This window comes from Microbacterium sp. zg-Y1090 (assembly GCF_030246945.1).
In the GTDB taxonomy this organism is placed as follows: Bacteria; Actinomycetota; Actinomycetes; order Actinomycetales; family Microbacteriaceae; genus Microbacterium; species Microbacterium wangruii.
The window spans coordinates 1,534,920-1,548,189 of sequence record NZ_CP126742.1; the positions used below are offsets into that span (position 1 = coordinate 1,534,920).

Here is a 13,270-nt window from a genome sequence, read left to right on the forward strand (position 1 = left end):
GTCAGCAGCCCGAGTCGGGGTTGTCAGCGCACCACTGCTGCCACTGCTTGACCGCCTGCTCGTGTTCGGCGCCGGTGTTGGTGAAGATCGTCTCGCCGGTGTCGAGGTTCACGGTGACGAAGTACATCCACGGGCCCTCCGCGGGGTGCATCGCCGCGTCGATCGCGAGATCGCCGGGGTTGGCGATGGGTCCGACGGGCAGTCCCGGATGACGGTAGGTGTTCCACGGGTTGTCGTCTTCGAGGGCCTCGCGGGACGAGCTGACGGTGCCGTCGTGCATCTCCTGATAGCCGTATTGGGCGGTGGAGTCCATCTGCAGCAGACCGTTGGTCTCGTTGTTGTCCGGCGCCAGGCGGTTCTGGATGACGCGGGACACCTTGTAGAAGTCGTCCTCGAACCGCGCCTCGCGCTGGATGATCGACGCGATGGTGAGGATCTCCTCGCGACGCTCACCCGGCACCCCGGCGGCGTCGAGCGACTGCACGGTGCGGTCCACCAGGGTGCGGACGACATCGGTCGCGGTGACGCCGGGGTCGAACGTGTAGGTCGCCGGGAACAGCCACCCTTCGAGGGTGTCGGCGGCGACGCCGTAGTCGGCGGGGTTGGCCACCGCCGCCTCGAACTCCTCGACGGGCAGAGCCAGACCCTCGGCCAGCAGCGGCAGGGACTGCTCGACGGTCAGTCCTTCGCGCAGCTGCGCGGTGTTGGACTGCTTCTTGGCCGGGTCGAGCAGCGCGTCGAGGGCGGCGGCGGAGGTCATCTTCTGCTGCAGCAGGTACACGCCCGGCTGGAAGGGCGGGTTCTGGCGGGTGTCGATGAGGTAGTCGTAGAACGCGTCGGGGGTCTTCGTGACGCCGGCGTCGAACAGCGCCTGCGAGATCGGGCCGCCCGTGTCGCCGGAGAGGATCGTCACGAGGGCTTCGCCGGTGGCCTCGCCCTCTTCGTAGTCCTTCGGCTCCTCCCAGCCCATGAAGGCGCGGATGGGCTGTTCGTACGTGTTCCACACCCAGGCGACGCCGACACCGATGCCGCCGACGAGGGCGAGCACCACGGCCAGGGCGACCCAGGCGCCGACCCGGCGCCTGCGGCGGTCCGGCGGGGGCGGTGGTGCGCCGACCTGATCGGTCGAGACCTCTCCGGTGAACAGCGCATCGAGCGTCGCGGTGGCGGCGGGGCGAGCCGCCGGAACGGGCGCTGCCGGGCGTGCGGCCTCGCCGTCGCGGGGTGCAGGGCCGCTCGCGGCAGGCTCAGACCCTGCCGGAGCCGACTCGGACGCCGCGGGCGCCGATTCGGATGCCACTCGGGACGACACCGACCCGACGGCTGCCGAGGGCGACGACTCGGTTGCCGAGGGAGACGACTCGGACGCGACGGATGCCGAGGCGGGGCGCGGGTGCGGAGTCTCATCCGGCGGAGCGGACGCCTGCGATCGCGCGGCTGCCGCGGCTGCCCGACGCGCTTCTCGCCGCGACAGCGGGCGACCGGGGGGCGCGGGCTCGGTCTCGGGCGCCGACGATGGCGACGGTGATGTCGCCTCGGGAGCGCTCTCGCCTGCCGTGGCGGTGTCCTCGCCCTCGTCTTCGACGTGGGCTGCGGTGGCCCCTCCCGGGGCGGTTCCCTCCGGTGCACGCGCGACGCCGGCGCGCCCACGGGGGTCGGGGAGCTTGCCGAACAGGTCGGCGAACGGATCGTCGAACGGTGACGAGGGTGCGGGCATCAGGCGGGCTCCTGGGCCGGGGGCGACGGGTTTCCAGGCGGCCGACCGGTGCTCTTCTCGACATCGAGTGCATGCTGCAGCAGAACCACGGCGGCGACCTGATCGACAATGCTACGAGAATCTCGCTGTGAGCGCCCGCTTTGTCTCAAAGCAGCATGCGCCGAGACCGTGCTGAGCCGCTCGTCCACCAGCCGTACCGGGGGGTCGCCGGCTTCGGCGAGGGCTGCGGCGAACGCACGCGCGTCCGCCGTCGAGGCGGTGTCCTCGCCGCGCATGTTCAACGGCAGGCCCACGAGCAGCTCCATCGCGTTGTACTCCGCCGCGATCTCGCGCACCCGCGCCACCGCCTGCTCGTTGCGCGGCACCGTCTCGACCGGCGTGGCCAGCATGCCATCGGGATCGCACGAGGCGACGCCGACGCGCGCCTTGCCCACGTCGACGCCGATGCGGACGCCCCGTCGGAACCCGCTCACGCGGCCTGCGACTCCAAGGCCGAGGTGATCGCGTCGAACGCGGCCGGCATCGCCGCGGCATCCGTCCCGCCGCCCTGGGCGACGTCGTCGCGTCCGCCGCCACCGCCGCCGAGGGCGGCAGCAGCCGATTTGGCGAGCACGCCGGCCTTCGCACCTGCGGTGCGGGCGGTGTCGTTGGCCGCGACGATGACGACGGCACGACCGCCGACGTCGGCACCCAGCGCCACGACCGCCGCGGCATCCGCCCCGAGCCGGTCGCGCACCTGCAGGGCGAGCGAGCGCACATCGTCGGCGGAACCGGCGGTGCCCAGAGACTGCGCCACGACCTGGAAGCGGCCGATGCGCCGGGCCGAGTCGACCAGCTGCGGCAGCCGCTCCCCGAGCGCGCGCGCCTCGAACTGCGCGATCTTCTTCTCCGCAGCCTTGAGGTTCGCAGCGAGCTCCGTGATACGGGTCGTCAGCTGATCGCGCGGCGTCTTCAGCGTGGAGGTCAGCTGCGACACGATGGCGCGTTCGGCGGCGAGCTCGCGGAAGGCGTCCATGCCCACGAGGGCCTCGACGCGGCGGTTCGACGCACCCACAGACGACTCGCCCACGAGGTTGACCAGGCCGACCTCGGCGCTGGAAGACACGTGGGTACCGCCGCAGAGCTCGCGAGACCAGGGGCCGCCGATGTCGACCATGCGCACGACGTCGCCGTACTTCTCGCCGAACAGGGCCTGAGCGCCGAGCGCCTTGGCCTCGTCCAGCGGCAGCACGCGCGTCGTCACCTCGAGGTTGTCCCGCACCGCGTTGTTCGCGATCTCCTCGATCTCGCTGCGGGTCTCAGCGGAGAGCGCCTGGCCCCAGGTGAAGTCGAACCGCAGATAGCCGGCGCGGTTCAGCGAACCCGCCTGCGTGGCGGTCTTTCCCAGGGTGTCGCGCAGGGCGGCGTGCACGAGGTGGGTGGCGGAGTGCGCCTGGCGGGCGGCGCGACGGTTCGCGGCATCCACGACCGTCGTCGCCGGCTGCCCGACCCCGACCTCGCCGGTGCGCACCTTGACGGTGTGGCTGATGAGTCCGGCCACCGGGCGCTGCACATCGAGCACGTCGAGCTCGTAGCCCGGGCCGACGATGATGCCCTTGTCGGCGACCTGCCCGCCGGACTCGGCGTAGAGGGTGGTCTCGCCCAGGATCACCTCGGCGGTCTGGCCGACGGTCGCCCGATCGGTCGACACGCCGTCCACGATGACGCCGAGCACCCGAGACTCGGTCTCGAGGTCGGAGTAGCCGGTGAACACCGTCTCGCCCGCGGCCCGGAACGCGCTGTACACGCTGTTGTCCGCGAGCGCGCGCTTGCGCGACTTGGCGTCGGCCTTCGCACGGGTGCGCTGCTCCTGCATGAGCGCGTCGAACCCGGCGCGGTCGACGTCGAGTCCCGCCTCCTGGGCGATCTCGAGCGTGAGGTCGATCGGGAAGCCGTAGGTGTCGTGCAGGAGGAACGCCTCGGAGCCCGCGATGCTGTTCTTCCCGGCATCCTTCGTCTGCTCGACGGCCATGTCGAGGATCGTCGAACCCGACGCGAGGGTGCGCAGGAACGTCTCCTCCTCGGCGACGGCGTAGGCCGAGATGCGGCTGTAGTCCGTCTCGACCTCGGGGTAAGCCGCCTTCATCGCGTCGCGGGACGCCGCGAACAGCTCAGGGAAGGTCGGGGCGTCCACCCCGAGCAGGCGCATCGAGCGGATGGAGCGGCGCATGAGGCGGCGCAGGATGTAGCCGCGGCCCTCGTTGGACGGCGTCACGCCGTCGGAGAGGAGCATGAGCGAGGAGCGCACGTGATCGGCGACGATGCGGAAGCGCACGTCGTCCTCGTGCACGGCGCCGTAGCGGCGGCCGCTCAGTTCGACGGCGCGGTCGAGCACGGGACGCACCTGGTCGGTCTCGTACATGTTCTCGACGCCCTGCTTGATGAACGCGACGCGCTCCAGCCCCATGCCGGTGTCGATGTTCTTGTTGGGGAGGCTCCCGACGATGTCGAAATCCACCTTCGAGCGGACGTTCGTGATCGCGTCCTGCATGAACACGAGGTTCCAGATCTCGGTGAAGCGGCTGTCGTCCACGACGGGGCCGCCGTCGCGGCCGTACGCGGGCCCGCGGTCGAAGTAGATCTCCGAGCAGGGGCCGGCCGGGCCGGGCTGACCGGTGGTCCAGTAGTTGTCTTCGCGGCCGAGGCGCTGGATGCGCTCGGCCGGAAGGCCGGCGACTTTCTGCCACAGCATCGCGGCCTCGTCGTCGTCCTCGTAGACGGTGACCCACAGGTCGCGCTCGGCGAAGCCCATGCCACCATCGGTCTCGGGCTTCGTCAGCAGCTCCCAGGCGTAGCCGATCGCGCCTTCCTTGAAGTAGTCGCCGAACGACCAGTTGCCCAGCATCTGGAAGAACGTGCCGTGGCGGGCGGTCTTGCCCACCTCTTCGATGTCGTTGGTGCGGATGCACTTCTGCACGTCGGCCGCGCGCTTGTACGGCGCCGGCACGGTGCCGTTGAGATACGGGATGAACGGAACCATGCCGGCGATGGTGAACATCACCGACGGGTCGGGGCTGACCAGCGAGGCCGACGGCACGATGACGTGGTCGTTCTTCTCGAAGTAGTCGAGGTAGCGCTGGGCGATCTCAGCGGTCTTCATTCGGGTGTCCTCGAAGGCATGGTCCAGCACCGTGTGACGGGCCGGACGGGTGGGGCGGATCAGTCGTCGGAGGGAGTCACAGCAGCGACGACCTCGGACAGGCGCGCTTCCTGCTCGCGATAGGCGTCGCCCATGCGATCGGTGAACTCCGTGATGCGGGCGTCGAGGTCGGCGAGCACTTCGTGGCCGCGCGGGTCCTTGTCGACCAGGTGGGCAAGGATGAAGCCACCGGCGATCCCCATGACGAACCACACGAACTTCTTCACATCACCACATCCTCGATCTGATGCGCCGCAGAAGCGGCGCGGTTCAATGTTAGGTGCAAACACCGAAGGGCGCCGGGTTGCCCCGACGCCCTCCACTGGCGACCTTCGCGGCCTGACCGGGGGTCAGCGCGCGGCGTAGTACTCCACAACGAGCTGCACGTCACAGGTGACGGGCACCTCGGCACGCTTCGGGCGACGCACGAGGCGTGCCTGCAGCTTGTCGAGCTCGACCTCCAGGTAGCCCGGAACCGGGGGCAGCACCTCGGCGTGACCGCCGGCGGCTGCGACCTGGAAGGGCTCCAGGCCCTCGCTCTTGGGCTTGACGTGGATGAGCTGACCCGGCTTCACGCGGAACGACGGGCGGTCCACAGGCTGGCCGTCGACCAGGATGTGGCGGTGCACGACGAGCTGGCGGGCCTGTGCGGTGGTGCGGGCGAAGCCGGCACGCACGACGAGGGCATCCAGACGCATCTCGAGCAGCTCGACGAGGTTCTCACCCGTCAGGCCGTCCTTGCGGCGGGCCTCGTTGAACGTGTTGCGCATCTGCTTCTCGCGGATGCCGTACTGCTCGCGCAGACGCTGCTTCTCACGCAGACGGACGGCGTAGTCACTGTCCTGCTTGCGCTTGGTGCGGCCGTGCTCGCCGGGAGCGTAGGGACGCTTCTCGAGGTAGCGGGCGGCCTTCGGGGTCAGTGCGACGCCGAGGGCGCGCGACAGACGGACCTTGCGGCGGTCCTGGGACTTCGTTGCCACGAAGTATTCCTTCCGATGACGTGGCCGCGACTTTCGCGGCTCACGGACGTATCGCCTCTCCTCGCCCTGTCCGGACTGCACGCCGGGGCATGCCGGAAGGTGGTGAAGAGAAGAGTGGATGCCCGAAAACTGGGTTTCGAGCCGATCAAGCCTAACAGATCCCCTCTGCCCGCCGCCTGAGTCCTGGACCCACCCTCGCCCCGCGGCATCCCGCGCTGCCCGCGCTGCTCGCGCTGCCCGGCGCTGCTCGAGTGTCGCTTCCGCACAGTCCCCGCGGCCGGCACCCACCGAACGTGACACCGGAGCGGAGCGGCGCGGCCACAGCGCGGCTCCGCGGCCAGGCGGCCTCGCGCCGCTCGAGTGTCGCTTCCGCACAGTCCCCGCGGGTGCCACCCACCGAACGAGACACCGGAGCGGCTCGGGGTGCGGCTCCGGTGTCACGCGCGCAGGGTTCGGATGCCCCGCGCCCGCCGGAAGCGACACTCGAGCGGGCCGTGGTGCGGGTCGGGCGACCGCAGGCACGGACGCCGCAGGCACGGATGCCGCGGCACGGACGCCGCAGGCACGGACGCCGCGCGACACGGATGCCGCGGGCACGGATTCCGCAGCGGGTCACTCGCCGAGGATCTTGCGGATCTTCTCCACGCGCGCGGCGATGTCGCGTTCGTGACCGCGCGCGGTCGGCTCGTAGTAGCGGCGCCCACGCAGCTCGTCGGGCAGGTACTGCTGCGTCGCGACCCCCACGTCGAGGTCGTGCGGATAGACGTACCCCTTGCCGTGCCCGAGGCGCTTGGCACCCGGATAGTGAGCGTCCCGCAGGTGCATCGGCACGCGACCGAATCCTCCGGCGCGGACGTCGGCGATAGCAGCGTTGATCGCGTTGTAGGCGGCGTTCGACTTCGCCGTGGTGGCCAGGTACGCCGTCGCCTCCGCGAGCGGGATGCGTCCCTCCGGCATCCCGATGAAGGCCACGGCGTCGGCCGCCGCGACGGCGATCGTCAACGCTTGGGGATCGGCGAGGCCGATGTCCTCGGCCGCGGAGATCACGAGCCGGCGGGCGATGAAACGCGGGTCCTCCCCCGCCTCGATCATGCGGGCGAGGTAGTGCATCGCGGCATCCACGTCGGACCCGCGGATCGACTTGATGAACGCGCTGATGACGTCGTAGTGCTCGTCGCCCTGACGGTCGTAGCGCAGCAGCGCACGGTCGACGGCCTGCGCCACGAGGTCGGCCGTGATCACCGGCGTCTCATCGCCGTCGGTGTCGGCCATGGAGGCTGCAGCCTCGAGTGCGGTCAGCGCACGGCGGGCGTCGCCCGAGGCGAGACGGATGATCGCGGCGCGGGCGTCGTCGTCGAGGCGCACGGCGTCGGCGAGCCCCCGCGCATCGGTCACGGCGCGGTCGACCAGCATCCCGAGGTCTTCATCGGTGAGCGGCTGAAGCGTCAGCAGCAGCGAGCGGGACAGCAGGGGTGAGATCACGGAGAACGACGGGTTCTCGGTGGTCGCCGCGATGAGCACGACCCAGCCGTTCTCGACGCCCGGCAGCAGCGCGTCCTGCTGTGCCTTGGTGAAGCGGTGGATCTCGTCGAGGAACAGGATCGTCGACTGGCCGTACATGTCGCGCTGGTTGAGCGCCTCCTGCATCACCTCCCGCACGTCCTTCACGCCTGCCGTCACAGCGGACAGCTCGACGAACCGCCGCCCCGAGGAGCGGGCGACCGCCTGCGCGAGGGTGGTCTTGCCGGTGCCGGGCGGCCCCCACAGGATCACCGAGGTCGCGGCGGCGCCGCGCGTCTCGGTGGATGCCAGGGCCACCAGAGGCGATCCGGGACGCAGCAGGTGACGCTGACCGGCCACTTCGTCCAAGGAGACCGGCCGCATGCGCACGGGAAGCGGCGTCTGGCCCTGGAAGAGCGCGGCGGAGGAGGTCACTGTCCCAGGCTAATCGCGGCGGGGGACGCCGGAGCCGCGGTGCCCCCGTGCACAACGTCGCCTCGGCCCGGCGCACACTGCCCCGCCGGGGGTTCGGGGACGCTGGAGGCCCGGATCGGCGGCATTGTGCACGCCCATCGGCCGTCACCGGCCGCGCAACGGCCGCCTCGTTCCGGCCGTAGGCTGCTCCCCTGCGCCGCGCGGCGTTTTGCGGCGGGCTTCCGACGCCCCGTAGGCTCGAATCAGCCCGGACACCCGGGATCGGCAGGAGGTTCCGTGGCAGCTGGGGCGAAGGGTCGCGATGACCGCGTCGCGCGCGAGCGTGCGCGGGTCTACAACGCACGTCAGGAGTACTACCGCTCCCGCGCGCAGCGCCGCACCCGCGACAACCTGATCGCCGCGATCGCCGGCGGCGCACTCATCCTCGCGGCCATCGGCGGCCAGGTGGTGTACTTCACCTCCGGCCCCGGCGCACCCGAACCGGAGCCCACCCCCACGCCCACGTCACCGGCCCCCACCCCGGGCCCAGAGACACCCGCACCCACACCCGAGCCGACCACCACCCCCTGACCCGGGCCACCTGCCGTACTAGGCTGTGAGCCGACCACCAGCGAAGGCGGCGCAAGCCGCGACGAGGACTATTCCGTGAACGCCGCAGCAGAGCCCACCCCTGACAAGCCTGACACCGACGCGCCCGAGGGCGCCGCCGTCGTGGAACAGGACGCACAGCCCACCGCTTCGGGCGCCCCGGCCGAGGCGGTCGAGCCCGCCACGAGCGAGTCGACGACCGAGCAGGATGCCGCCGCCGTCGAGCCCGCCGCAAGCGATGCGCCCGCGACGGACGGCGAACCCACCGCCGCGGACGACGTCGAACCCTCGACGGCTGCACCCGCTGCGGACGCCGAGCCCGCCGCTGCCGACGCTGAGCCCGCTGCGGACGCCGAGGCCGCATCTGCGGACGCCGAGGCCGCATCTGCGGACGCCGAGGCCGCATCTGCGGACGCCGAGCCCGCATCTGCGGACGCCGAGCCCGCTGCGGACGCCGAGCCCGCACCTGCGGACGCCGAGGCCGCACCTGCGGACGCCGAGGCCGAGGCCGACGCCGAGCCCGCCGCCGCCGACGCTGAGCCCGCCGCTGCGGAAGCCGCAACCGAGGCCGAGCCCGCGACGACCGCCGCCGCCGACGTCGCGCCGGCAGCCGAGGCGTCCCCCGCTCCGAGCGCCGCCCCCGCCCCCGCCCCTGCTCCCGGCCCCCGCGCACCGATGCCGCGTGCACCCCGCGCTGCCGTGAAGCCGATCATCCCGGCCTCCGCGCCGACCGAGTCGTGGGGCCGTGTCGACGACGACGGCACCGTTTCGGTGCGCGAGGGCGACGGCTGGCGCGTGGTCGGCCAGTACCCCGACGGCACTCCCGCTGAGGCTCTGGCCTACTTCGAGCGGAAGTTCGGCGACCTCGCCAGCGAGGTCACCCTGCTCGAGGTGCGTCACCGCCGCGGTGGAGCCAGCGCATCCGACCTGCGCGCAGCCGCAGCCCTCGTGCGCGAGAAGCTCACCGACGCGATGGCCGTCGGCGACCTCGCCTCCCTCAACGCGCGCGTCGAGGCCCTCGACGCCGAGCTCGTCGCCGCCTCCGCCACCGAGAGCGCAGCGGCTCGCGAAGCCGTCGAGCAGGCCGTCGCCCACCGCACCTCCCTGGTCGAGCGGGCCGAGGCGATGGCCGCACGCGACCCGAAGTCGGTGCAGTGGAAGCAGGCCACCGCCGACATGACGTCGCTGTTCGACCAGTGGCAGGCACACCAGCAGAACGGGCCGCGCCTGCCGAAGTCCACGGCGCAGCAGCTGTGGAAGCGATTCCGCGACGCGCGTGCCACGGTCGACAAGCACCGGCGCGAGTTCTACGCCAGCCTGGACGAGACGCACAAGACCGCGCGTGACCGCAAGACGCGGCTCGTGGAGCGCGCGGAGGCCCTCGCTCCCCGCGGTGAGGACGGCATCGCCGCCTACCGGGATCTGCTCGACGAGTGGAAGACCTCGGGCCGCGCCGGCAAGAAGGTCGACGACGCGCTGTGGGCGCGGTTCAAGGCCGCCGGCGACGCGCTGTACGGTGCCCGCGCAGAGCGCGAGCAGGCCGACACCGAAGCCTCCAAGGAGAAGATCGACGCCCGTCGCGCCCTGCTGGTCGAGGCGGCCGCCGTCAACGACGAGAAGGACATCGCCAAGGCGCGTCAGCTGCTCACGGCCATCCAGCGTCGCTGGGACGAGATCGGGCGCATCTTCCCGCGCGAAGCCGAGCGTGCCCTCGACGACGACCTGCGTCGCATCGAGCAGGCGCTGCACACGCGGGAGCAGACCGACTGGAAGCGCAACAACCCCGAGACCAAGGCGCGCGCCAACGACATGACGCGCCAGCTCAACGACGCGATCGACAAGCTGCAGGCAGAGCTGGATGCCGCCAGAGCGGCCGGCGACAAGCGCGCTGAGGCCGAGGCGAGCGAGGCGCTTGCCGCGCGCAAGGCGTGGCTGTCGGCCCTCGGAGGCTGACCGGCTTCTCCTCCGCCCGCACGAAGGCCCCGACTGTCCACAGTCGGGGCCTTCGTCGTTCCCCGGGACCGACGGATCCGCGAGCATGGCGACGTGACGTCCCCGTTCCTCTACTTCCCCGGCGGCCCGCTCTCAGCGGCCGAACTCGCCGCCGCGCGGCTGGACGGTCATGTGGTCGAAATCGGTGAGGGCTTCATGCCGGCCGACGCCGTCGAGACCTGCGACCTGCGCGCAGGGTCGCTCGCCCCGCTCGTGCCTGCAGCCTTCGCCGCCACCCATCTGTCCGCCGCCTGGGTGCACGGCGCTGTCGATCGGCCGCCCCCGCGCCACGTCGTGCAGCGACGGTCGCCGCGCCGCCTGGCGTCGGTCATGAACGCCCGCGTGCGCTACAGCGACGTGCGCCTGGCGCCCGACGACGTCGTGATCATCTGCGGCGTCGCCGTCACCACCCCGTCGCGCACCCTCGCCGACCTCGCGCGATCGCGGGACCCGGCCGATCGCGCAGCCGCGGCGGGGTGGGCGGCGGCCTCCCCCGCGCTGCGGGCGGCGGCGCTGGCGTGGCTGGCAGGGGCGGGGCCCGTGCACGACAAGCGCGCGGCGGCCACGTTCCTCACCGGCCTCGAGGTGGCCGCACCGGATCAGGAGGTGACGCGGTAGACGTCGTACACCGCGTCGATGCGCCGTACTGCGTTGAGCACGCGGTCCAGGTGCACGGTGTCGCCCATCTCGAAGACGAATCGGCTGATCGCCAGGCGGTCGTTGGTGGTCGACACGCTCGCGGAGAGGATGTTCACGTGGTGCTCGCTGAGCACGCGCGTGACGTCGCTGAGCAGTCCGGAGCGGTCGAGCGCCTCCACCTGGATGTGGACCAGGAAGACGCTCTTGCTGGTCGGCGCCCACTCGACGTCGATGAGGCGTTCCCGGTCCTTCATCAGCGACTGCACGTTGGTGCAGTCCGACCTGTGCACGGACACGCCGCTGCCCCGCGTGACGAAGCCGACGATCTCGTCACCGGGCACCGGGGTGCAGCACTTGGCGAGTTTCACCAGGATGTCGGGAGCTCCCCGCACCAGGATGCCGGAATCGCCGTTGCGCGGCTGGCGCGACCGGCCCACCTGCGGAAGGGTGATCGGCCCGGTGGCGGTGTCGACGGCGCTGACGATGGCCGAGACCTTCTCGATCACCGACTGCGTCGAGACGTGCCCCTCGCCGACGGCGGCGTACAGCGCGGAGACGTCCTCGTAGCGCAGCTGGTGGGCGACCTCCGAGAAGGAGTCCTGACTCATGAGGCGCTGCAGCGGCAGGTTCTGACGGCGCATCGCGCGGGCGATGGCCTCCTTGCCCTGCTCGATGGCCTCCTCGCGGCGCTCCTTGGTGAACCAGCCGCGGATCTTGCTGCGGGCACGCGTGCTCTTGACGAAGCTCAGCCAGTCCTGGCTGGGGCCGGCATCCGGATTCTTCGAGGTGAACACCTCGACGACGTCACCGCTCTTGAGCTCCGACTCCAGGGGCACGAGCCGGCCGTTGACCTTCGCCCCCATGGTGCGGTGGCCGACCTCGGTGTGCACCGCGTAAGCGAAGTCCACCGGTGTCGCCCCGGCGGGAAGGCCGATGACGCGCCCCTTGGGCGTGAAGACGTAGACCTCCTTGGCGCCGATCTCGAAGCGCAGCGACTCGAGGAACTCCCCCGGGTCGGCGGTCTCGGCCTGCCAGTCGGAGATGTGGGCGAGCCAGGCCATATCGGCATCCAGCGACTTGGAGTCCGGCTTGCCCCCGGCCATCCGCTCCTTGTACTTCCAGTGCGCCGCGACGCCGTACTCGGCCTGCTGGTGCATCTCGTTGGTGCGGATCTGGATCTCCACCGTTCGCCCGCCCGGACCGATGACGGTCGTGTGCAGCGACTGGTAGAGGTTGAACTTCGGGGTCGCGATGTAGTCCTTGAACCGGCCGGGCAGCGGAGTCCAGCGCGCGTGGAGGGCGCCCAGCACCGCGTAGCAGTCGCGCACCGTGTTCACGAGCACCCGGATGCCGATGAGGTCGTAGATGTCGTCGAACTCGCGGCCGCGCACGACCATCTTCTGGTAGACGGAGTACAGCTGCTTCGGGCGGCCCATGACGCGCCCGCGGATGCGCAGCTCGCGCAGATCGGACTCGACGGCGTCGATCACCGACTGCACGTACTGCTCCCGCTGCGGGGTGCGCTGCTTGACGAGGCTGTCGATCTCGGCGTAGAGCTTCGGGTGCAGCACAGCGAAGGAGAGGTCCTCGAGCTCGGACTTCACGGCCTGGATGCCGAGACGATGAGCCAGCGGCGCGTAGATCTCGAGGGTCTCGGTGGCCTTCTTGGCGGCCTTCTCAGGGGGCACGAAGCCCCAGGTGCGCGCGTTGTGCAGGCGGTCGGCGAGTTTGATCAGCAGCACGCGGATGTCGCGGGACATCGCGACGATCATCTTGCGGACGGTCTCCGCCTGCGCAGCGTCGCCGTACTTGACCTTGTCGAGCTTCGTGACGCCGTCGACGAGCATCGCGACCTCGTCGCCGAAGTCGGCGCTCAGCTGGTCGAGGCGATAGTCGGTGTCCTCGACCGTGTCGTGCAGCAGCGCCGCGGCGATCGCGCGCGGACCGAGGCCCAGGTCGGCGAGGATCTGCGCCACGGCCAGCGGATGCGTGATGTACGGCTCGCCGCTGCGGCGCTTCTGCCCGGCGTGGGCGCGGTCGGCCGTGGCGTACGCCCGCTCGATGATCGCGAGGTCGCCCTTGGGGTGGTGGGTGCGCACCGTCCGCAGCAGATGGTCGAGATCCTCGCGCCGGGCAGCGCGGGAGAAGATGCGCGGAACGAGGCGGCGCAGCGACGAGGTCTGGGCGGCGGGTACCGTTTCGCTCATCTCATCACCTCCGCCTCTCGGACCTTTAGATTCT

At 71.2% G+C, this 13,270-nt stretch carries 10 protein-coding genes; 3 read left to right on the forward strand and 7 right to left on the reverse strand.

The features are described from left to right. Position 1: 1 nt before the first annotated feature. From mltG to QNO26_RS07280, 6 genes are all read right to left on the reverse strand, one after another. Complete coding sequence (mltG, locus tag QNO26_RS07255) at positions 2–1,717, reverse strand: endolytic transglycosylase MltG (RefSeq protein WP_257638361.1); 1,716 nt, start codon at positions 1,715–1,717, stop codon at positions 2–4. Beyond that, positions 1,717–2,190, reverse strand: a complete 474-nt coding sequence (ruvX, locus tag QNO26_RS07260) for a Holliday junction resolvase RuvX (protein WP_257530976.1) — start codon at positions 2,188–2,190, stop codon at positions 1,717–1,719. Before ruvX ends, mltG begins: the two co-directional genes overlap by 1 nt. After that, on the reverse strand, positions 2,187–4,856 hold the full coding sequence (alaS, locus tag QNO26_RS07265) for an alanine--tRNA ligase (RefSeq protein ID WP_257530974.1): 2,670 nt from the start codon (positions 4,854–4,856) through the stop codon (positions 2,187–2,189). Before alaS ends, ruvX begins: the two co-directional genes overlap by 4 nt. Before the next feature lie 59 nt (positions 4,857–4,915). Next, on the reverse strand, positions 4,916–5,122 hold the full coding sequence (locus tag QNO26_RS07270) for a hypothetical protein (protein WP_257530972.1): 207 nt from the start codon (positions 5,120–5,122) through the stop codon (positions 4,916–4,918). A gap of 123 nt (positions 5,123–5,245) precedes the next feature. Next, the gene (gene rpsD, locus QNO26_RS07275; protein ID WP_257530970.1) at positions 5,246–5,875 is read right to left on the reverse strand and encodes a 30S ribosomal protein S4; all 630 of its coding nucleotides are present in this window, start codon (positions 5,873–5,875) and stop codon (positions 5,246–5,248) included. 612 nt (positions 5,876–6,487) lie between these two features. Then, entirely contained in the window at positions 6,488–7,810 is a 1,323-nt protein-coding gene (locus tag QNO26_RS07280) for a replication-associated recombination protein A (protein WP_257530968.1), read from the reverse strand. A gap of 276 nt (positions 7,811–8,086) precedes the next feature. Between QNO26_RS07280 and QNO26_RS07285 the strand changes: the two genes are divergently transcribed. The 3 genes from QNO26_RS07285 to QNO26_RS07295 all read left to right on the forward strand — a co-directional run bounded on the left by QNO26_RS07285 (position 8,087) and on the right by QNO26_RS07295 (position 11,008). Continuing rightward, on the forward strand, positions 8,087–8,380 hold the full coding sequence (locus tag QNO26_RS07285) for a dioxygenase (RefSeq protein ID WP_257530966.1): 294 nt from the start codon (positions 8,087–8,089) through the stop codon (positions 8,378–8,380). A 693-nt stretch (positions 8,381–9,073) separates the two neighbouring features. Continuing rightward, entirely contained in the window at positions 9,074–10,351 is a 1,278-nt protein-coding gene (locus QNO26_RS07290) for a DUF349 domain-containing protein (RefSeq protein WP_257531727.1), read from the forward strand. Positions 10,352–10,444: 93 nt separating this feature from the next. Beyond that, positions 10,445–11,008 carry a type IV toxin-antitoxin system AbiEi family antitoxin gene (locus QNO26_RS07295; protein WP_257530964.1) on the forward strand — a complete coding sequence of 188 codons (564 nt, stop codon included), beginning with the start codon at positions 10,445–10,447 and terminating at the stop codon, positions 11,006–11,008. Here QNO26_RS07295 and QNO26_RS07300 read toward each other — a convergent pair. Further along, a complete protein-coding gene (locus QNO26_RS07300) occupies positions 10,990–13,236 on the reverse strand; it encodes a RelA/SpoT family protein (protein ID WP_257530962.1) in 2,247 nt (748 codons plus the stop codon). The genes QNO26_RS07295 and QNO26_RS07300 overlap by 19 nt on opposite strands. Positions 13,237–13,270 lie beyond the last annotated feature (34 nt).

Excerpts from the sequence above, each read along its gene's own strand:
- QNO26_RS07290 (WP_257531727.1), top strand. The coding sequence starts at position 9,074 with ATGCCGCGTGCACCCCGCGCTGCCGTGAAGCCGATCATCCCGGCCTCC.
- QNO26_RS07300 (WP_257530962.1), bottom strand. The coding sequence starts at position 13,236 with ATGAGCGAAACGGTACCCGCCGCCCAGACCTCGTCGCTGCGCCGCCTC.
- alaS (WP_257530974.1), bottom strand. The coding sequence starts at position 4,856 with ATGAAGACCGCTGAGATCGCCCAGCGCTACCTCGACTACTTCGAGAAG.
- mltG (WP_257638361.1), bottom strand. The coding sequence starts at position 1,717 with ATGCCCGCACCCTCGTCACCGTTCGACGATCCGTTCGCCGACCTGTTC.